This is a genomic window from Pseudarthrobacter kochi (assembly GCF_055412805.1).
Genome location: NZ_JBVAYV010000044.1, coordinates 1 through 20,532, shown reverse-complemented (window position 1 = coordinate 20,532; position 20,532 = coordinate 1). Strand labels below are relative to the sequence as shown.

18 protein-coding genes are annotated in these 20,532 nt (G+C 67.4%); 17 read left to right on the top strand and 1 reads right to left on the bottom strand.

Annotated features, from left to right (window positions below; all coding sequences use genetic code 11):
• The first annotated feature begins 42 nt into the window (after positions 1–42).
• The 6 genes from ribB (at position 43) to hisF (ending at position 4,153) form a co-directional block, all read left to right on the top strand.
• Positions 43–720, top strand: coding sequence for a 3,4-dihydroxy-2-butanone-4-phosphate synthase (ribB, locus tag ACZY0Y_RS16840; protein ID WP_463959294.1), 678 nt, complete (start codon positions 43–45; stop codon positions 718–720).
• 13 nt (positions 721–733) lie between these two features.
• On the top strand, positions 734–1,432 hold the full coding sequence (gene ribA / locus ACZY0Y_RS16835) for a GTP cyclohydrolase II (RefSeq protein ID WP_463885291.1): 699 nt from the start codon (positions 734–736) through the stop codon (positions 1,430–1,432).
• Between the two features lie 79 nt (positions 1,433–1,511).
• Positions 1,512–1,997 carry a 6,7-dimethyl-8-ribityllumazine synthase gene (gene ribH / locus ACZY0Y_RS16830; protein WP_463885289.1) on the top strand — a complete coding sequence of 162 codons (486 nt, stop codon included), beginning with the start codon at positions 1,512–1,514 and terminating at the stop codon, positions 1,995–1,997.
• Between the two features lie 93 nt (positions 1,998–2,090).
• Positions 2,091–2,354, top strand: coding sequence for a phosphoribosyl-ATP diphosphatase (locus ACZY0Y_RS16825; protein ID WP_024367461.1), 264 nt, complete (start codon positions 2,091–2,093; stop codon positions 2,352–2,354).
• Between the two features lie 135 nt (positions 2,355–2,489).
• Complete coding sequence (gene hisG / locus ACZY0Y_RS16820; RefSeq protein ID WP_463959285.1) at positions 2,490–3,332, top strand: ATP phosphoribosyltransferase; 843 nt, start codon at positions 2,490–2,492, stop codon at positions 3,330–3,332.
• Positions 3,333–3,376: 44 nt separating this feature from the next.
• Positions 3,377–4,153 (top strand): imidazole glycerol phosphate synthase subunit HisF, encoded by a 777-nt coding sequence (gene hisF, locus ACZY0Y_RS16815; RefSeq protein ID WP_160666311.1) that lies wholly within the window; start codon positions 3,377–3,379, stop codon positions 4,151–4,153.
• A gap of 92 nt (positions 4,154–4,245) precedes the next feature.
• On the opposite strand, the gene ACZY0Y_RS16810 is transcribed toward hisF, so the two are convergent.
• The gene (locus ACZY0Y_RS16810; RefSeq protein WP_463885307.1) at positions 4,246–4,890 is read right to left on the bottom strand and encodes a TIGR03085 family metal-binding protein; all 645 of its coding nucleotides are present in this window, start codon (positions 4,888–4,890) and stop codon (positions 4,246–4,248) included.
• A gap of 155 nt (positions 4,891–5,045) precedes the next feature.
• Here ACZY0Y_RS16810 and hisI point away from each other — a divergent pair, with 155 nt between their 5' ends.
• From hisI to pyk, 11 genes are all read left to right on the top strand, one after another.
• Entirely contained in the window at positions 5,046–5,504 is a 459-nt protein-coding gene (gene hisI, locus ACZY0Y_RS16805; protein WP_463959283.1) for a phosphoribosyl-AMP cyclohydrolase, read from the top strand.
• Between the two features lie 123 nt (positions 5,505–5,627).
• Positions 5,628–7,193 (top strand): anthranilate synthase component I, encoded by a 1,566-nt coding sequence (locus ACZY0Y_RS16800; RefSeq protein WP_463959281.1) that lies wholly within the window; start codon positions 5,628–5,630, stop codon positions 7,191–7,193.
• The gene (locus tag ACZY0Y_RS16795) at positions 7,190–7,825 is read left to right on the top strand and encodes a Trp biosynthesis-associated membrane protein (protein ID WP_463959279.1); all 636 of its coding nucleotides are present in this window, start codon (positions 7,190–7,192) and stop codon (positions 7,823–7,825) included. The genes ACZY0Y_RS16800 and ACZY0Y_RS16795 overlap by 4 nt, the downstream gene beginning before the upstream one ends.
• A gap of 126 nt (positions 7,826–7,951) precedes the next feature.
• Positions 7,952–8,242, top strand: coding sequence for an HGxxPAAW family protein (locus ACZY0Y_RS16790; protein ID WP_463885278.1), 291 nt, complete (start codon positions 7,952–7,954; stop codon positions 8,240–8,242).
• A 2-nt stretch (positions 8,243–8,244) separates the two neighbouring features.
• Positions 8,245–9,063 (top strand): indole-3-glycerol phosphate synthase TrpC, encoded by an 819-nt coding sequence (trpC, locus tag ACZY0Y_RS16785; protein WP_463885276.1) that lies wholly within the window; start codon positions 8,245–8,247, stop codon positions 9,061–9,063.
• Between the two features lie 94 nt (positions 9,064–9,157).
• Positions 9,158–10,492, top strand: coding sequence for a tryptophan synthase subunit beta (trpB, locus tag ACZY0Y_RS16780; protein ID WP_463885274.1), 1,335 nt, complete (start codon positions 9,158–9,160; stop codon positions 10,490–10,492).
• Positions 10,489–11,322 carry a tryptophan synthase subunit alpha gene (trpA, locus tag ACZY0Y_RS16775; protein ID WP_463885272.1) on the top strand — a complete coding sequence of 278 codons (834 nt, stop codon included), beginning with the start codon at positions 10,489–10,491 and terminating at the stop codon, positions 11,320–11,322. Before trpB ends, trpA begins: the two co-directional genes overlap by 4 nt.
• A 4-nt stretch (positions 11,323–11,326) precedes the next feature.
• Entirely contained in the window at positions 11,327–12,541 is a 1,215-nt protein-coding gene (gene lgt / locus ACZY0Y_RS16770) for a prolipoprotein diacylglyceryl transferase (protein WP_463959277.1), read from the top strand.
• A gap of 264 nt (positions 12,542–12,805) precedes the next feature.
• On the top strand, positions 12,806–17,416 hold the full coding sequence (gltB, locus tag ACZY0Y_RS16765; protein ID WP_463959275.1) for a glutamate synthase large subunit: 4,611 nt from the start codon (positions 12,806–12,808) through the stop codon (positions 17,414–17,416).
• A complete protein-coding gene (locus ACZY0Y_RS16760; protein ID WP_463885265.1) occupies positions 17,409–18,866 on the top strand; it encodes a glutamate synthase subunit beta in 1,458 nt (485 codons plus the stop codon). Before gltB ends, ACZY0Y_RS16760 begins: the two co-directional genes overlap by 8 nt.
• An 81-nt stretch (positions 18,867–18,947) precedes the next feature.
• On the top strand, positions 18,948–20,447 hold the full coding sequence (pyk, locus tag ACZY0Y_RS16755) for a pyruvate kinase (protein WP_463885263.1): 1,500 nt from the start codon (positions 18,948–18,950) through the stop codon (positions 20,445–20,447).
• Positions 20,448–20,532 lie beyond the last annotated feature (85 nt).

Below are 20,532 nucleotides of genomic sequence, written 5' to 3'. Positions count from 1 at the left end.
CCTGCCCGTCAGCCCTTCCTCATCAACTCCGCCGACGCTGCCGTGCCCGCGGAGCTCGTTTCCGCGCCCGTCGTTCCGCCGGCCGGCCTCGACCTCATCGAGGATGCCGTCCGCGCCATCGCCGCCGGCCGTCCCGTCCTGGTGGTGGACAACGAGGACCGCGAAAACGAAGGCGACATCATCTTCGCCGCGCAGCACGCCACCCCGGCCCTGATGGGCTGGACCATCCGGTACAGCTCCGGCGTCATCTGCGTGCCGCTCGACGGCGGCCGGGCCGATGCCCTCGCGCTGCCGCCGATGGTCGAAATCAACGAGGATGCCAAAGGCACCGCCTACACGGTGTCCTGCGACGCCGCGCTGGGCGTGAGCACCGGAATCTCGGCCACGGACCGTGCCCTGACGGCACGGATTTTGGCCGATCCCGGGAGCCAACCTGCGGCACTGACACGTCCCGGGCATGTTTTTCCGCTCCGCGCCGTTAAGGGGGGAGTGCGGGAACGTCCCGGCCACACCGAAGCGGCTGTGGAATTGTGCCAGCTGGCCGGACTCGAGCCCGTGGGTGTGATCGCAGAAGTGGTGTACGACAACGGAGAAATGATGCGGCTGGACGGACTTCGCGGCTTCGCCCTCGAGCACGGCTGCCCGCTGATCTCGATTGCGGACCTGGTGGCTTACCTTGAGGCCGGGCAGCCCGCCGGCCACGCAACTGACCCCGTGTAATGGAGGAGAAACGATGACGACGTCGGAAGCCCAAGAACAGCGCGCCGCCGAACGCCGGCCGCATCCGGTCAGCGCAGGCCCGATCGTGCAACTGCCCACCGCCTTCGGCGACTTCGTGGCCCAGGCCTGGACCGACCTGGCCACCGGTGCGGAGCACCTGGCTGTCAGCTCCCCACTGCCTGCGGTCGACGGGATGGCCCCGTTGGTCCGCCTGCATTCGGAGTGCCTCACCGGAGACGTGTTCGGCTCCTACCGCTGCGACTGCGGGGAGCAGCTGGCCTATGCCCTCCAGATGATCAACGAGTTCGGCGGGACGCTGCTGTACCTGCGCGGCCAGGAGGGCCGGGGGATTGGGCTCGCTAACAAGATGAAGGCCTACGCCCTGCAGGAAGCCGGCTTCGACACGGTGGAGGCCAACGAACAGCTGGGCCTTCCCGTGGACGCGCGCTGCTACAAGGCCGCTGCCCAGATCCTCGCGGACATGGGCCTCCACGAGGTCCGCCTGCTGAGCAACAACCCGGACAAGCAGGACCGGCTGGCCCAGGCCGGCGTCCGCGTCGTGGAGATGGTGCCCACCGAGGTCCCCTCCCGCCAGCAGAACATCCGGTACCTGCAGACCAAGAAGGACCGGATGGACCACCGCCTGGTCCTAAACATGGAACCGGCTGCGCCGGCTGCCGGTCCGCGCGGCTTCGACCACGACCACGACTGAACGACCGTCAGCCGGCCCGCCCCGGGCCGGACGACGATGAGACACGCACACAACGACTGAGCAGAACAAGGATTTCCAGATGAGCGGACACGGCGCACCACAGATTGACCTCAGCACCTTCAAGCCGGAGGAAACCTCCCGGCTGAAACTGGCCATCGTGGCCGCGAGCTGGCACACCCAGATCATGGACGGGCTCCTGGACGGCGCCCTGCGCGCGGCGAAAGACGCCGGCATCAGCGACCCGACCGTCCTCCGCGTCCCCGGCACCTTCGAACTCCCCGTCGCCGCCGCCCGGCTGGCGCCGCACTTCGACGCCGTCGTGGCGCTCGGCGTCGTGATCCGCGGCGGAACCCCGCACTTTGAATACGTCTGCGAGGCGGCAACGCTGGGCCTCACCGAGGTCTCCGTCCGCACCGGTGTCCCCGTGGGTTTTGGCGTCCTGACCTGCGACACGGAACAGCAGGGGATTGACCGCGCCGGGCTGCCCGGCTCCACCGAGGACAAGGGCCACGAGGCCGTCACCGCGGCCCTCGCCACCGCTGTGACGCTTAAGCCGTTCAGCTAGGCTTCTGGTTTAACTGTGTAATCGCTCACATCCCCGCCGTCATGGAACGGCCCGGCAGGCGCCCTCCGCCCGCGAGCAAGTAGGCTGGAGGGCGTGAAGAATTTCGAATCGCTGTTCGCAGAACTGAGTGAGAAGGCAGCCGTCCGTCCGGAGGGCTCCCGCACCGTCGCCGAACTGGATTCCGGAGTCCACGGCATCGGCAAGAAAGTCGTGGAGGAAGCAGCCGAGGTCTGGATGGCTGCCGAGTACGAATCCGATGAAGCCGCCGCCGAGGAAATCTCGCAGCTGCTCTATCACCTGCAGGTTCTGATGCTCGCCAAAGGACTCAGCCTGGAAGACGTCTACAAGCATCTCTAGCCACGTCCGCGCCGGAACCCCGCCAAGGCCCGCCCTGCGAATCCGGTGTATAGCGTGGCCCGCTGTGCCTGAACCGACAATTCCTGGACGTGCCGTTTCTGAACGGACTTCGTCCCAACCAAGAAAGACCTCCCCATGCTGAGAGTTGCCGTCCCGAACAAGGGATCCCTGTCCGAAGCCGCCTCCGCCATGCTTGCCGAGGCCGGTTACCGCCAGCGCCGCGACACCCGCGAACTGGTCATGGTGGACCCGGACAACGACATTGAATTCTTCTTCCTCCGCCCGCGCGACATCGCCGTCTACGTCGGCCAGGGAACGCTCGACGTCGGCATTACCGGCCGCGACCTGCTCCTCGACGCCGAGGTTGAAGCCGAAGAACTGCTCCCGCTGGGCTTCGCCGCCTCCACCTTCCGCTTCGCCGGCCCGGTAGGCGACTTCACCGCCGTCGAACAGCTCGACGGCAAGCGCCTCGCCACCAGCTACGACGGACTGCTCCGCGGCTACCTCGCGGAGCGCGGCATCAAGGCCAAAGTCGTCCGCCTCGACGGCGCCGTGGAATCCTCCGTACGCCTCGGCGTCGCGGACGCGATCGCCGACGTCGTCGAAACCGGGAACACCCTCAAGGCTGCCGGCATGGAGATCTTCGGCCAGCCCATCCTGCACTCCGAAGCCGTCCTGATCGGCCGCAAGGGCGAGCGGAACCCCGCCGCCGAGGTCCTGATCCGGCGGCTGCAGGGCGTCCTCGTGGCGCACCAGTACGTCATGATGGACTACGACATCCGCAAGGAATTCGTCGAAGCAGCCGCGGCCCTCACGCCCGGCCTGGAATCGCCCACGGTCTCGCCGCTGCGCGACTCAGACTGGGTGGCCGTCCGTTCGATGGTGCCGAAGAAGCAGACCAACCGGATCATGGACGAGCTCTACGACCTGGGCGCCCGCGCCATCCTGGTCAGCACCATCCACGCCTGCCGCATCTGACCCGGCGTGCGTGTTCCTTCCGTGAGTGAGTACCAGGAGAAGTCATGGCTGTAGCTGTCCGCGTTATCCCGTGCCTGGACGTTGATGCCGGCCGCGTGGTCAAAGGCATCAACTTCGAAGGCCTCCGCGACGCCGGCGACCCCGTCGAGCTGGCGCACCGTTACGACAACGGCGGCGCCGATGAGCTGACGTTCCTCGACGTCACGGCTTCCTCGGGCAACCGGGAGACCACCTTCGACGTCGTCCGGCGCACCGCCGAGGAAATCTTCATCCCGCTGACCGTCGGCGGCGGCGTCCGCGGCGTGGCCGAAGTGGACAAGCTCCTGCGCTGCGGCGCGGACAAGGCAGCCATCAACACCGCCGCCGTCGCCCGTCCCGAGGTCATCGACGAGATCACCCGGCACTTCGGGTCCCAGGTGCTGGTGCTGTCCCTGGACGCACGCCGGACCCGTCCGGGCTCGCAGCCCACCCCCTCCGGGTTCGAAGTCACCACGCACGGCGGACGACAGGGCACCGGAATCGACGCGCTCGCCTGGGCCCGCGAAGCGGCCGACCGCGGTGTGGGGGAAATCCTGCTGAACTCGATCGACGCCGACGGCACCAAGGACGGCTTCGACCTGGAACTGATCCGCCTCGCGCGGGCGGCCGTCAAGGTACCGCTCATCGCCTCCGGCGGCGCCGGCAAACCGGAGCACTTCCCGCCAGCCGTGGCGGCCGGCGCCGACGCGGTGCTCGCTGCGTCCGTCTTCCACTTCGGTCCGCTGGACATGATCGCCCAGGTCAAGGCCGCGATCCGTGAAGCAGGCTTCGAAGTCCGTTAGCAGAACAGACAGAAACGCGGGGTCACCTGGCGCCCATCCCGGAGGGGATTTTGGGCGGTAGGTGACCCCGCGTTGCTTGATTAAGGGAGGTGCTAGAGGCCGACTTCGGCGGACTGCAGGAGCGCGACGGCGTCGGGCTGGCCTTCGAAGGTTACGAGGGCGTGGCGGGTGCGGCCGTGGGCGTGCATGAGGAGTTCGCCCGGCTCACCGACGATCGCCACCGACACCGGAGCGCGCTTGGCGACGTGCCGTGGGCCGGAGGGGCGCACCAGCACGATCCCGAGATCCACGCCGCGGTACAGGATGGCCGCCCGCTTCACCAGCTCGTCCCAGAGGGCGTCCGAATACTCCTCGTCCAGGGCACGGGGCGCCCAGCGGTCCACGGCACGGCGGACGTCCTCGGTGTGGACGAAGTATTCGATCAGGTTGGCGCTCTCGTCCAGGGCCTTGATCTTCATCGGCGAGAACGCGGACGGACCGGTCCGGAAGGAGTTGACCAGCTTGTTGTACTCCTCCGGCGTCGTGAGCTTGGCCGCCAGTTCTGCGGTGGCATGGTCCGACGCCTTGGCCAGGCGCTTGATCAGCAGGCCGAGCCCGACGGCGGCTTTCCGCTCGCGCAGGTACAGGTGGGCGGCGAGGTCCCGGGTACGCCAGCCCTTGCAGAGCGTGGGGGAGTCAGGACCGGCCGCCAGTAGGGTTTCGGCCAGAACTTCTCGGGAGGGATCGACGAAATGCATCACTTGTGAAACTAGCACGAGACGGCCGCGCGTGTGCACCTGAATCGCCGTCGTTATGGCCGCCGGGAATCGATTCACGCCGTGGTGACGCTGATGTTAAGCGGGGCGCCGGGCAACTGGGCAGTGCCCCGCGTCAAGGCACTAGACTTGAGCTGATGTCTGAGCAGCCCGCCCCCGCCCCTCTTGATGGAAACTCTGTCGATGGAAACCCCGTCACGGGAAACCCCGTCAGCACCGCCGGCGCCGCCGCGCCCCCAAGCCCGCTTCCCGAGGGGCTCGCCGCGGCCCTGAAGCGGGACAGTGCCGGCCTGGTCGCGGCGGTCGTGCAGCAGTTCGACACCCACGAGGTGCTCATGCTGGGGTGGATGGATGACGAGGCCCTGCACCGGACCATGACCAGCGGGCGGGTGACGTTCTACTCGCGCTCCCGCCAGGAGTACTGGCGCAAGGGGGACACCTCCGGCCACGTGCAGTGGGTCAAATCCCTCGCCATGGACTGCGACGGCGACGCCCTGCTGGTCCGTGTCGACCAGGTCGGCGCGGCCTGCCACACCGGGACCCGGACCTGCTTCGACGGCCGCGGGCTCGACGTCGTCACCGGCCCCGCCGACTGACCCGACTGACCCGGCAGCACCCGGCAGCTGCCGGCGGCGCACGGCCGCGCAGGCGGCCGCCCGCGGCGCCGCCCCACCCAACCAACCTTTGGACCACTGAAAGAACAGGCGGAAACCACAGCCATGCAGGACCTTGGAATCATCAGCCCAAGCCTGGAGGAGTTCCGTGAACTCGCAGGCCACAGCCGTGTTATCCCCGTCCGGCTCAAGGTACTCGCTGACGCCGAGACCCCGATCGGGCTGTACCGCAAACTCGCCCAGGGCCAGCCCGGAACGTTCCTGATGGAATCTGCGGCTGTCGGCGGCGCCTGGTCCCGCTACTCCTTCATCGGTGCCCGGTCCCGGGCCACCCTGACCACCAAGGACGGGCAGGCGTACTGGCTCGGCGAACCCCCGGTCGGCGTCCCGCTCGGCGGCAGCCCGGTGGACGCGATCCGCGACACCGTCGAGGCCCTCCGCACCGACCGGTTCGAAGGCCTGCCCCCGTTCACCTCCGGCCTGGTCGGATTCCTCGGCTGGGAAACCGTCCGGCACTGGGAAAAGCTGACCAGCCCGCCCGAGGACGACCTTCAGCTGCCCGAAATGGCGCTGAACCTCGTCACCGATATGGCCGTGCACGACAACATGGACGGCAGCGTGCTGTTGATCGCCAACGCGATCAACTTTGACAACAGCACCGAGCGCGTCGACGAGGCATGGCACGACGCCGTCGCCCGGGTCAAGGCCCTGCTGGCCCAGGTCAGCGCCCCCGTCCGGCAGCCGGTCTCCGTGCTCGACGCCGCCGCCCTCGACTTCGCCTCGAGCGTGCAGGAACGCTGGGACGAGACGGACTACCTCGCCGCGCTGGACCGCAGCAAGGAAGCGATCGTCGACGGCGAAGTCTTCCAGGTGGTCATCTCCCGCCGCTTCGAAATGGAATGCGGCGCGGACCCGCTCGACGTCTACCGGGTACTGCGGAACACCAACCCCAGCCCGTACATGTACATCTTCAGCCTCGAGGACGCCGCCGGCCGGCAGTACTCGATCGTCGGTTCCTCACCGGAAGCACTCGTGACCGTGACCGGCGAGGAAGTCATCACCCACCCCATCGCAGGTTCCCGGCCGCGGGGCAAAACAGTCGAGGCGGACAAGGCCCTGGCCGAGGAACTCCTCGCCGACGAGAAGGAACGCGCCGAACACCTGATGCTGGTGGACCTCTCCCGCAACGACCTGTCAAAGGTCTGCGTGGCCGGCTCCGTCGACGTCACCCAGTTCATGGAAGTCGAGCGCTTCAGCCACATCATGCACCTGGTCTCCACCGTGGTCGGCAAACTGGCGCCCAACGCCACAGCCTACGACGTGCTGAAGGCAACCTTCCCGGCCGGAACGCTGTCCGGGGCCCCCAAGCCGCGGGCGCTGCGCCTGCTCGACGAGCTCGAGCCGCACCGCCGCGGGATCTACGGGGGAGTGGTGGGCTACCTCGACTTCGCCGGCGACATGGACATGGCCATCGCCATCCGCTCGGCGCTGCTGCGGGAAGGACGCGCCTACGTGCAGGCCGGCGGCGGCATTGTGGCGGACTCCGTCAACGCCACCGAGGCGATCGAAACCGTTAACAAAGCTGCCGCACCGATGCGGGCCGTCCATACGGCCCGGTCGCTGCGGAACATCACGGCCGATTCGATTTCCGACGCCGGGACGCAGTCATGAGCGGCACCATGGTCAAGAGCACCAGCCCCGCTGTTCCCCGCTGGGCGCGGAAATCCACCCTGGTCCTGGCCATCGCCGCCCTGGCGCTGGCCGTCTTTGGCACCACGACTCAGACCTGGCTCATCGTCCACCTCGACCCGGCCCAGCTCGGGGCGGCCGTCAACAGCCAGGACGGCCTGCACGTCCAGGGCAGCAAGGCCGCCACCACGGTGACGGCGCTTGCCCTCGTTGCCCTGGCCGGCGGTCTGGCCGCCTCGATCGCCGGCCGGATCGCCCGCTGGATCATCACGGCGCTTATCCTGCTGGCCGCCGCCGGCATCGTCAGCGCCGCCGCGATCGTCATCGCCGACCCGGTGGCCGCAGCCCAGGGCTCCATCGCCGCCGCCACCGGAATCACGGGCAGCGACGTGCAGGTGGACGTGACCGTCTTCCCGGCCCTCGCCGTCGCCGCCGGCGCGCTGCTGGGACTCAGCGCCCTGCTGGTCATCCCCGCGGGCCGTTACTGGAAGTCGCGCACGAAATATGACACCGCAGCCTCGGGTGCCGCCGCCGGCGGATCCGTGGCGCCGGCCGGACCGCAGGATGAGATCGACAGCTGGGACCGGTTGTCCCGCGGTGACGATCCCACCTGAGCCGATGCCGCGGACGCGATCGTCACCACGTGCAGTAACGCTGCCGGCAACGCCGCCAGTAACGCGGCCAACAACCCCGCCAATAAATGGCAGAATGTAAGCAGTATTCACCCTGAGGAGATTCCAATGAGCAATGCCCCTGTTTCCGCACCCAAGCCCGCTGCCGGCACCGGCTACTCGTACGACGACGTCGATCACGGCGAACCGACCGGCCACGGCAACAGCCCGGCAGCCTGGACCACCGTCCTGGTCATGCTCGTCGGCGCGCTCATCATGTCCATCGCCTTTGTCATCGCCAACACCACGATCTTCATCGCGGGTGGCGTTGTTATGGTGATCGGCCTGATCATCGGCTTCGCCATGCGCAAGGCCGGATACGGTGTGGGCGGCAGCAAGCTGAAGAACTCCGGCCACTAAGGGTGAGCGTTCTCGATGACATCAATGCCGGTGTCAGGGAGGATATGGAGTCCCGCCGGCGCCTCGTGACGCTCGCCGAGCTAAAGGAGCGCGCCGCCGCCGCCCCGCCCGCACGCGATGCATGGACCGCACTCGGCGGCGCATCGGCAACGCGTGCGCAGCTGAAGGTCATCGCCGAGATCAAGCGCCGGAGCCCGTCCAAGGGGGACCTCGCGAGCATCGCGGACCCCGCCTCCCTCGCCGTGCAGTACGCCGACGGCGGGGCCGCCGCGATCAGCGTCCTGACTGAACAGCGCCGCTTCAACGGTTCACTCGCCGATTTCGACGCCGTCCGGGCAGCCGTGGACATCCCGCTGCTGCGCAAGGACTTCATGATCGACGAGTACCAGATCTGGGAAGCCCGGGCACACGGGGCCGACCTCGTCCTGCTGATCGTGGCGTCCCTGTCCGATGCGCAACTGCGCGAGTTCAGCGCCCTCAGCCGCGAACTCGGCATGAACGTGCTCGTCGAGACGCACACTGCAGAAGAAATCGAGCGGGCTGTTGCTGCCGAATCCCGGATCATCGGCGTCAACGTCCGCAACCTCAAGACGCTCGACGTCGACCGTTCAGTCTTCGCCGCACTCGCCGGAGGCATCCCCGCCGGCGCGCTCGTCGTCGCCGAATCGGGCGTCCGCGGCGTCGACGACGTCCGGCACTACGCCGCGAACGGCGCCAACGCCGTCCTCGTGGGCGAAGCCCTGGTCAGCGACGCGACCCCGCGGGAGCGGATCGCCGAATTCATGGCCGCCGGGGCAGAAGAAATCGCCGCACGATCCTGACCCGTGCTCCGGACGGGCAACGCCCGGCGGGAGCATGCGGCGCCTCCGTGCAGCACCCAGATCTAATTAGCAGTGGAACAGGATGGTGAGACTGATGGTCGATGCGCCAGCAGCCAGCTCAGACGAAAGCGCCGTGGACGCGTTCCTGCAGGGTGGAGAATCCCTGCGGCACGCCCCCGGACCCTACTTCGGGTCGTACGGCGGCCGGTGGATGCCCGAGTCCCTCATCGCCGCCCTGGATGAGCTCGAAGACACTTTCGAGAAAGCCAAAGCCGATCCCGGGTTCACCGCGCAGATCGCCGATCTGAATAAGAACTACTCCGGCCGGCCCTCGCTGCTGACCGAGGCGAACCGCTTCGCGCAGCACGCCGGAGGCGTCCGGATCTTCCTCAAGCGCGAGGACCTGAACCACACCGGCTCGCACAAGATCAACAACGTGCTGGGCCAGGCACTCCTGGCCAAGCGCATGGGCAAGACCCGTATCATCGCCGAGACCGGCGCCGGGCAGCACGGTGTCGCCAGCGCCACCGCGGCCGCCCTGATGGGCCTGGAATGCGTCGTTTACATGGGCGCCGAAGACTGCCGCCGGCAGGCCCTCAACGTTGCCCGGATGGAGCTCCTCGGAGCCACCGTCATTCCGGTGACCAACGGCTCCCAGACGCTCAAGGACGCCATCAACGAGGCCCTCCGCGACTGGGTCGCCAACGTGGACACCACGCACTACCTGCTGGGCACCGCTGCCGGGGCGCACCCGTTCCCGGCCATGGTCCGGTACTTCCACGAGGTTATTGGCGAGGAGGCCCGCGCCCAGATCCTGGAGCAGACCGGCCGCCTGCCCGACGCCGTCTGCGCCTGCGTCGGCGGCGGCTCCAACGCCATCGGCATCTTCCACGGCTTCCTGGACGATCCCTCGGTCAGGATCTATGGCTTCGAAGCCGGCGGCGAGGGTGTCGAAACCGGACGCCATTCCGCCACCATCACGCTCGGCAAGCCCGGGGTGCTGCACGGCGCCCGCTCCTACCTGATGCAGGACGACGACGGCCAGACCATCGAATCGCACTCCATCTCCGCAGGCCTGGACTACCCCGGCGTCGGGCCGGAACACGCCTACCTCGCGGACATCGGACGCGTCAGCTACGAGCCCATCACGGACAGCGAGGCAATGGACGCGTTCCGGCTGCTCTGCCGCACCGAGGGCATCATCCCGGCCATCGAGTCGGCGCATGCACTGGCCGGTGCCATCAAAGTCGGCCAGCGGCTGGCCGCCGAAGCTATGGCCGCAGGCTCAAGCAATGCGTCAGAGAAGATCGTGATCGTGAACCTCTCCGGCCGCGGCGACAAGGACGTGGCCACCGCTGCTGAATGGTTCGACCTGCTGGACGAGGATTCACCCGAGCACGAGATCGCCACGGAGGGAGAGCAGCTGTGAACCACGTCGAAGCCAGCGCCGGAGGCAGCCTGACCGCCGCCAGCAAATCGGCTGCGGCCATTGACCGCGCCAAGGCCCAGGGCCGCGCCGCCCTCATTGGCTACCTGCCCGCCGGCTACCCGAGCGTCGAGGACACCATCGCGGCCGGCATCGCCCTCGCGGAAAACGGCGCGGACCTGATCGAAATCGGCATCCCGTACTCCGACCCGGTGATGGACGGCCTTGTTATCCAGGCCGCCACCACGGAGGCCCTCGCCAAGGGCTTCCACGTCAAGCAGGTCTTCGACGTTGTCCGCGGCATCACGAGCAAGACCGACGCCGCCGTGCTGGTCATGACCTACTGGAACCCTGTTGTCCGGATGGGCGTCGATGAATTCTCCCGCCAGCTCGCCGACGCCGGGGGAGCAGGGCTCATCACCCCGGACCTGATCCCCGATGAAGCGTCCGAATGGATGGCGGCCTCGGACAAGTACGGCCTGGACCGGGTGTTCCTCGTGGCGCCGTCCTCTTCGCCGGAGCGCATGAAGCGCACCGTCGAGGCGAGCCGCGGCTTCGTCTACGCGGTCTCGATCATGGGCGTCACCGGCGCCCGCACCTCGGTCAGCTCCGCAGCCAAGGACGTTGTGGCTGCCGCGCGCGCCGCCGGCGCCGAACATGTTTGCGTCGGTCTGGGCGTGTCCAACGCGGAGCAGGTCCGCGAGATCGCCGCCTACGCGGACGGCGTGATCGTCGGTACCGCGCTGGTCGTGGCCATCGGCGACGGCGGCGTGGATGCGGTAGCGTCCTTGACGAAAGACCTCAGCACCGGCCTCACCAGGGAAGAAGCTTAAACACATGCAGTCAGTCCTCCACGCGGCAGCGATGATCCCCGCGAGCATTCCGAGCCCGGACTGGTCCGGCTTCGACATCCCGCTGCCATGGGGGTCACTGCGCATCCACGCCTACGCCCTGTGCATCCTGCTCGGCATCATCGTCGGCCTGTGGGTCACCTCCGTCCGCTGGGCCAAGCGCGGCGCCCCGGAGGGCAGCGTCTGGGACATCGCCATCTGGGCCATCCCGTTCGGCATCATCGGCGGCCGGCTCTACCACGTGGTGTCCTCACCGGACGCGTACTTCGGCCCCGGCTTCGACGGCACCGGCGACCTGTCCCTGATCCCGCAGCTCCAGCGCGGGGGTCTGGGGATCTGGGGCGCCGTGCTGCTGGGCGCCGTGGGTGCGTGGATCGGCTGCCGCAAGGCGGGGGTCAAGCTGAGCGCCTTCATGGACGCCGCGGCGCCTGGACTGCTGCTGGCCCAGGCGATCGGCCGCTGGGGCAACTACTTCAACCAGGAACTGTTCGGTGGCCCCACCACACTCCCGTGGGGCCTGCAGATCGACGCTGACAACCCGAACTTCCCTCCCGGCATGGCTGCGGACACACTCTTCCACCCGACGTTCCTCTACGAATCCCTCTGGAATCTGGCCGGCGTCGGCATTCTGTTGCTGCTCGACCGCAAGTTCCGCTTCCGCCGGGGCCGGCTCTTCTGCCTGTACGCGGTCTATTACACGCTGGGCCGGGTCTGGATCGAAGCGATGCGGATCGACGACGCCGAGCAGATCAACCTGTTCGGCATCACCACCCGCCTGAACGTGTGGACGTCCATCTTCGTGCTGCTGGGCGCGCTGGCCGCGTTCATCATCCTGGGCCTGCGCAAGCGCACGGGGCCCGACACCGTCTACCTGCCGGGCCGCGAGCCGGCCGGGACTGACGCCGACGCCGACGGGAACCCGGACGCCGAGGCCGAGGCGGACAGCGACGCGGCAAACAGGGAGCCGGCCACCGTTCCGGCTGACGCTGCAGGTGTCCGCCATTCGGATTCCGCTGTCTCAGATAGTGAATCGCGTGATAATCTCCCTGAGAACCAAAGCGGTCCAGGCCACGTTTCCGCCCCAGCTGAAACGGCGAAGGAATCCACTGGCGGCACCAAGCCTGCCACGGGAACACCGGGGGCCGGAACACCCGGCCACCAGGCCACTGGAACCGCGCCGGATGCTGAGGGCACCAAATAGCTCAGCCCCGGCAAACCGGGCCGCGGAGTCACCCCTCGCAGAGCCCGTTTCCACAGCGTCGTGGCAACAGGGAAGGCAGCGGACAGCAGACAGTGGCTGTTTCGCGCAAGCCCAGGCCGGCGGCCGCGTAACTGTTAGTGCAGGAAGCGTCGCTGACCTACAATTCGAATAAGAAAACACTTTGTTGTGCCCGTCACGCCGGCGCACCGATGCGGGCCAATGTTGTCCCTCCCATACGCACGATCAGGAGGAAGGACGTCTCCCATGACCCAAACCCTGCACAGCCCCAGTTGGTCCGAGCCTCAAGAGGCCGCCATGTCACCTTTCAAGCGCTTCGCGGCACTTCCCGAAGCGGCCGGGCTCTACAACCCCGAGCAGGAGAAGGACGCCTGCGGCCTCGCCATTATCGCCACGCTGCGGGGGGAGCCGGGCTATGACATCGTTGACGCCGCCCTGACCGCCCTGCGCAACCTCGAGCACCGCGGCGCCGTGGGCGCCGACGAAGGCACCGGCGACGGCGCGGGACTGCTTATGCAGGTCCCGGACGAGTTCTTCCGTGCAGTCACCGACTTCGAGCTTCCCGCCCCCGGTCAGTTCGTGGTGGGCACGGCCTTCCTGCCGGCCGAGAAGCGCGAATCCGACGCCGCCAAGGCGGGCATCGAAAGCCTTGCCGCCGACGAGGGCATGACGGTCCTCGGCTGGCGTGAGGTGCCGATCGTCGCTGACCTCGTCGGGGCGATGGCCCGGGCCTGCATGCCGTACTTCTCCCAGCCGTTCTTTGCCTCCAGCACCGGGGAAGTGCTGGAGCGCAACGAACTCGACTCCCGTGCGTGGCGGATCCGGAAGCGCGCGCAGAACAAGTTCGGTGTGTACTTCCCGTCGCTGTCCTCCCGGACCATCGTCTACAAGGGCATGCTGACCACGGCCCAGCTCGAGCCGTTCTACCCGGACCTTTCGGACAAGCGCTTCAAGACCAAGCTTGCGATCGTCCACTCGCGCTTCTCCACCAACACCTTCCCGTCCTGGCCGCTGGCCCAGCCTTTCCGGACCATCGCCCACAACGGCGAAATCAACACAGTCAAGGGAAACCGCAACTGGATGCGTGCCCGCCAGTCGCAGCTGGCCAACCCGCTGCTGGGGGATTCACCCGAGGAGCTGTACCCGATTTGCACCCCGGGCGCTTCCGACTCGGCGTCCTTCGACGAGGTCGCGGAACTGCTCTGGCTCTCCGGCCGGCCGATCACCCACTCGATCATGATGATGATCCCCGAGGCCTGGGAAAACCACGCCACGATGGATCCTGCCCGCCGCGCCTTCTACGAGTACCACTCCATGCTGATGGAACCGTGGGACGGCCCCGCCGCCGTCTCCTTCACCGACGGAAACCTCGTCGGCGCCACACTGGACCGCAACGGGTTGCGCCCTGGCCGGTTCTGGATCACCGAGGACGGCCTGATCATCTTTGCCTCCGAGGTCGGCGTGATCGACGTCGAACCCTCGAAGGTGGTCAAGAAGGGCCGCGTCTCACCGGGCAAGATGTTCCTTGTCGACACGGACGCCGGACGGATCATCAATGACGCCGAGGTCAAGGCCGAGGTGGCGGCAGCCAACCCGTGGGCCGATTGGGTCAAGGAAAACCTGATCGACCTGAAGGACCTGCCCGAACGCGAGCACGTGGTGCACACCGCGGCCTCGGTGAACATCCGCCAGCGTACCTTCGGCTACACCACCGAGGAACTGAAGATCCTGCTCGGCCCGATGGCCCGCACGGGCGCCGAGCCGCTCGGGGCCATGGGATCCGACACTCCCGTGGCCGTGCTCTCCAAGCGGCCGCGGCTGCTGTTCGACTACTTTGTGCAGTCCTTCGCGCAGGTCACCAACCCGCCGCTGGACGCCATCCGCGAGGAACTTGTCACCTCGCTGACCTGCGCCATCGGGCCCAACGGCAACCTCCTGGACACCAAACAGGTCCGCCAGCCGCAGGTTTCGCTGCCGTTCCCCGTGATCAACAACGACCAGCTCGCCAAGATCGGGAACATCGAGAACGCCGACGGCGACCGCGTCGCCATGAAGGTCCGCGGCCTCTACCGCCCCGAAGGCGGCGAGAACGCGCTGCGCGCCCGGCTGACCGAAATCTGCGAGCAGGTTTCCGGCGCCATCAACCGCGGCGTGCAGTACGTTGTGCTTTCGGACCGTGACTCCAACGCCCAGTGGGCGCCGATCCCGTCCCTGCTGCTGGTCAGCGCCGTGCACCACCACCTGCTGCGCAGCGCCAACCGGACTAAGACCGCCCTCGTCGTGGAGGCCGGCGATGTCCGCGAGACGCACCACGTGGCCGTGCTGATCGGCTACGGCGCCTCCGCCGTGAACCCCTACCTGGCCATGGAATCGGTGGAGCAGCTCATCTCCACCGGCGACGTCGTCGGTGTGACCGCGCAGGACGGTGTCTACAACCTGATCAAGGGCCTCGGCAAGGGTGTCTTGAAGATCATGTCCAAGATGGGCATCTCCACCGTGGCCTCCTACACCGGGGCCCAGACCTTCGAAGCCCTTGGCCTTGGCCAGGACCTCGTGGACGAGTACTTCTCCGGCACGCACTCGCAGCTGGGCGGCGTCGGCCTCGAGGTCATCGCGGCCGAGGTCGCGGCACGCCACCGGATGGCGTACCCGGAGAACGGCATCGAGCAGCCGCACCAGGCTCTGATGGGCGGCGGCGAGTACCAGTGGCGCCGCGACGGCGAGCCGCACCTGTTCAACCCGGAAACCATATTCCGGCTGCAGCACGCCACGCGTGAGCGCCGGTACGACATCTTCAAGGCCTACACGCGTGGTGTGGACGACCAGTCCGAGAACCTCATGACCCTGCGCGGGCTCCTGAAGTTCAAGGCCGGGCTGCGCCCTGCCGTCCCGCTCGAGGAAGTGGAGTCCGTCTCCAGCATCGTCAAGCGGTTCTCCACCGGCGCGATGAGCTACGGCTCCATCTCGCAGGAGGCCCACGAAACCCTCGCGATCGCCATGAACCGGCTGGGCGGCAAGTCCAACACCGGTGAAGGCGGCGAGGACGTGGACCGGCTGCTCGATCCGACCCGCCGTTCGGCGGTCAAGCAGATCGCTTCCGGCCGGTTCGGCGTGACCAGCCTGTACCTGACCAACGCCGATGACATCCAGATCAAGATGGCGCAGGGTGCCAAGCCCGGCGAAGGCGGCCAGCTGATGGCGCAGAAGGTCTACCCCTGGGTGGCGCGGACACGGCACTCGACGCCCGGCGTCGGACTCATCTCCCCGCCCCCGCACCACGACATCTACTCGATCGAGGACCTCGCCCAGCTGATCTACGATGCGAAGCGTGCCAACCCCTCGGCCCGCGTCCACGTCAAGCTGGTCTCCGAGGTCGGGATCGGCACGGTGGCGGCCGGCGTCACGAAGGCCAAGGCCGACGTCGTCCTGGTTTCCGGGCACGACGGCGGAACCGGCGCCTCGCCGCTGAATTCGCTGAAGCATGCCGGTGTGCCGTGGGAGCTTGGCCTCGCCGAGACCCAGCAGACCCTGATGCTCAACGGCCTGCGTGACCGCGTGGTGGTGCAGGTGGACGGCCAGCTCAAGACCGGCCGCGACGTTGTGATCGCCGCGCTGCTCGGCGGCGAGGAATTCGGTTTCGCCACCGCCCCGCTGGTGGTGTCCGGCTGCATCATGATGCGCGTCTGCCACCTGGATACCTGTCCCGTGGGCGTCGCGACGCAGAACCCCGAGCTGCGCTCCCGGTTCAACGGCAAGCCGGAATTCGTGGTGAACTTCTTCGAATTCCTTGCCGAGGAGGTCCGCGAGATCCTGGCCGGGCTTGGCTTCCGCACTATCGAGGAAGCGATCGGCCACGCCGAAATGCTCGACACCCGCGAGGCGATCAACCACTGGAAGGCCGAGGGGCTGGACCTGGACCCGATCCTGCACGGGCTCGAGTTCGATGACGACGCCCCGCTGCGCAACCTCACCGGCCAGAACCATGAGCTGGACAAGCACTTCGACCAGCGCCTGATCGCGATGGCCGCGGAAGCCCTGAGTGACCGGACCCCGGTCAAGATCGCCGTCGACGTCATCAACACGGACCGCTCCGTGGGCACGATGCTGGGCCACGAGGTCACCAAGACCTTCAGCACGGACGTGCTCGCCACGGACACCATCGACATCACGCTGACCGGCACCGCCGGGCAGTCGCTCGGTGCCTTCCTGCCGGCCGGCATCACACTGCGGATGTTCGGTGACTCGAACGACTACGTCGGCAAGGGCCTTTCCGGCGGGCGCATCATCGTCCGGCCGGACCGCACCAACGTGTTCCCGGCGGAGCGCAACGTGATTGCCGGCAACGTCATCGGCTACGGCGCGACGAGCGGCGAGATGTACCTGCGCGGCCAGGTGGGCGAACGCTTTATGGTCCGCAACTCCGGCGCCACCGCGGTGGTCGAAGGAATCGGCGACCACGGCTGCGAGTACATGACCGGCGGCCAGACGCTCATCATCGGGCGCACCGGCCGCAACTTCGGTGCCGGCATGTCCGGCGGCACGGCTTACGTCCTGGACCTGCAGACCGAACGCGTCAACAAGCAGGCCCTGGAATCCGGTGAGCTGCAGCTGCGCGAACTGGACGCCGAGGACCGCGACATTGTCCATGGACTGCTGCTGAAGCACTCCGAGGAGACCGAATCGCTGCTTGCGGCACGGCTGCTGGAGAACTTCGACGACACCGCAGCCCGCATAACCAAGGTGCTGCCGCGCGACTACGCGGCCGTACTGCAAACCCGCCTTGACGCCATCGAAGAGGGCCTTGACCCCGACGGCGAAGAAGTTTGGTCTCGAATCCTGGAGGTGACCGGTGGCTGATCCACGCGGATTTCTGAAAGTACGTCAGCGCGAAACCCAGCCCCGCCGGCCCGTTCCGGTCCGCATCATGGACTGGAAGGAAGTCTATGAGGCCCAGGAAAAGGGTGTCCTCAAGGCCCAGGCCGGCCGCTGCATGGACTGCGGTGTGCCGTTCTGCCACCAGGGCTGCCCGCTGGGCAACCTCATCCCGGAGTGGAATGACCTCATCTGGCGGGACAAGGGCGAGGAAGCGATGGAGCGGCTGCACGCCACCAACAACTTCCCCGAATTCACCGGCCGGCTCTGCCCGGCACCCTGCGAGGCGTCCTGCGTGCTGGGCATCAACCAGCCTGCCGTGACCATCAAGCAGGTTGAGGTCTCGATCGTGGACCAGGCGTTCGAGAACGGCTGGGTCAACCCGCTGCCGCCGGCCCGCCTCAGCGGCAAGACGGTCGCCGTCGTCGGTTCCGGTCCCGCCGGACTCGCCGTCGCCCAGCAGCTGACCCGGGTGGGCCACACCGTCGCCGTTTACGAGCGCGATGACAAGATCGGCGGCCTCCTGCGGTACGGGATCCCCGATTTCAAGATGGAAAAAGAGCACGTCGACCGCCGCCTGGAGCAGATGAAGGCCGAAGGCACCCGCTTCCGGACCGGCGTCGCCGTCGGCACCGACGTGACGTGGGAGCAGCTCCGCCGCCGGTACGACGCCGTCGTGGTGGCCACCGGCGCCACCGTCCCGCGTGACCTGCCGATCCCGGGCCGCGAGCTCGAGGGCGTGCACTTCGCGATGGACTACCTCGTCCCGGCCAACCGCGTGGTGGCGGGGGAGACGGTGGAGAACCAGATCAACGCCGCCGGCAAGCATGTGGTCATCCTTGGCGGCGGCGACACCGGCGCGGACTGCCTCGGCACCGCACACCGGCACCAGGCTGCGTCCGTCACCACCCTCGCGATCGGCAAGCAGCCGCCGGCGGAGCGCGCCGGCCACCAGCCGTGGCCGACGTTCCCCACCCTGTTTGAAGTTGCCAGCGCCCACGAGGAAGGCGGCGAACGCACCTACCTCGCCTCCACCGTGGAGTTCGTCGGCGAGAACGGCAAACTGACCGGAGTGAAGGTCGCCGAAACCGAATTCGTCGATGGCAAGCGCCTCCCGAAGGCCGGCACGGAGCGGATCATCCCGGCGGACCTGGTCTTCCTGTCCCTGGGCTTCACCGGGCCGGAGCCGGCCGGGATCACCGAGCAGGTCTGCGCCGAGTTCGACGGCCGCGGCAACGTGGCCCGTGACGGCTACTACATGACCAACACGGAAGGCATCTTCGTGGCCGGAGACGCCGGCCGCGGCCAGTCGCTCATCGTCTGGGCCATCGCCGAGGGACGCGCCTGCGCCGCCGCGGTAGACAAGTTCCTGATGGGCAGCACCATCCTTCCGGCCCCCGTGGCCCCGACCGACCGGGCCATGGCCGTCCTGTAAGTCGCAGTTGTTTCCCGGCGGCCGGCCCCGGCCGATACCGCCTACAACTTCATCCATGCAATCGACTACTAGGGTAGGTATATGAGACGCGCTAAAATAGTGGCCACGTTCGGACCGGCAATCGCGAGCTTTGAGAACACTATCGCCGTTCTGGAGGCCGGGGTTGACGTTGCCCGCATGAACATGAGCCACGGCGACTACGCCGTACACGACACCACGTACGAGAACGTCCGCAAGGCGGCCGGCCAGCTCGGCAAGGCCGTGGCTATCATGGCTGACCTGCAGGGGCCGAAAATCCGCCTCGGCCGGTTCGTCGACGGACCGCACCTGCTCGCCGTCGGCGACACGTTCACCATCACCACCGAGGACGTCCCGGGCACCAAGGACATCTGCTCCACGACCCTCAAGAGCCTCACCGAGGACGTCAATCCCGGCGATGCGCTCCTGATCGACGACGGCAAGGTGGCCCTCCGGGCCATCGACGTCGACGACGTCAAGGTGGTCGCCCAGGTGATCGTTGGCGGCTACGTGTCGAACAACAAGGGCATCAACCTGCCCGGAGTTGCCGTCAACGTCCCAGCACTGAGTGAAAAGGACGAGGACGATCTGCGCTGGGCGATGCGCCGCGGTGTGGACATGGTGGCCCTGTCCTTCGTCCGCGACGCCTCGGACATCAAGCGCGTCCACGAGATCATGGACGAAGAAGGCCGCCGCGTCCCGGTAATCGCCAAGATCGAGAAGCCGCAGGCTGTTGAGCAGCTCCCTGAAATCATCGACGCCTTCGACGCCATCATGGTGGCCCGTGGCGACCTCGGCGTGGAACTTCCCCTTGAGGAAGTGCCGATCGTGCAGAAGCGCGCCGTCGAACTCGCACGCCGCTGGGCCAAGCCGGTCATCGTGGCAACCCAGGTGCTCGAATCCATGATCGACAACCCGCGGCCGACCCGCGCCGAGGCCTCCGACTGCGCCAACGCCGTCCTCGACGGCGCCGATGCAGTCATGCTCTCGGGCGAGACCAGCGTGGGCAAGTTCCCGATCGAGACCGTCAAGACCATGGCCCGGATCATCGAATCCACCGAGGTCCACGGCCTGGAGCGCGTCCCCCCGCTGGGCACCAAGCCGAAGACCCGCGGCGGAGCCATCACCCGTGCCGCCGTCGAAATCGCCGACCAGCTGGATGCGAAGTACATCTGTACCTTCACCCAGTCCGGTGACTCAGCGCGGCGTTTGTCGCGGCTGCGTCCGATCCGCCCCGTGTTCGCCTTCACCCCGGTGGAGCACGTCTGGAACCAGCTTGCGCTGACCTGGGGCATCCAGCCGGTCCTGGTCCCGATGGTGGGCCACACCGACGAGATGACCGCACAGGTTGACCGCAGCCTGCTGAACATGGACCTCGTCGAGGACGGCGACATGGTGGTCATCGCCGCCGGTTCGCCTCCCGGAAAGGCCGGTTCCACGAACATGCTGAAGGTCCACAAGGTGGGCGACCTCGCGGACGCGGGCAGCCATGGCGGGACCGAAGTCACCAAGGACAAGGTCGGCCCCTGGCCGGAACGGAAGAAACGGAACAGCAAGATCTAGTTCTGCTGCTCTAGACATAGAAGGAGGGTCACAGGGGCACGTGGAGAACCAGGAGGGGAAGCCTCCTCTGTGTTTTTTTTTCTGA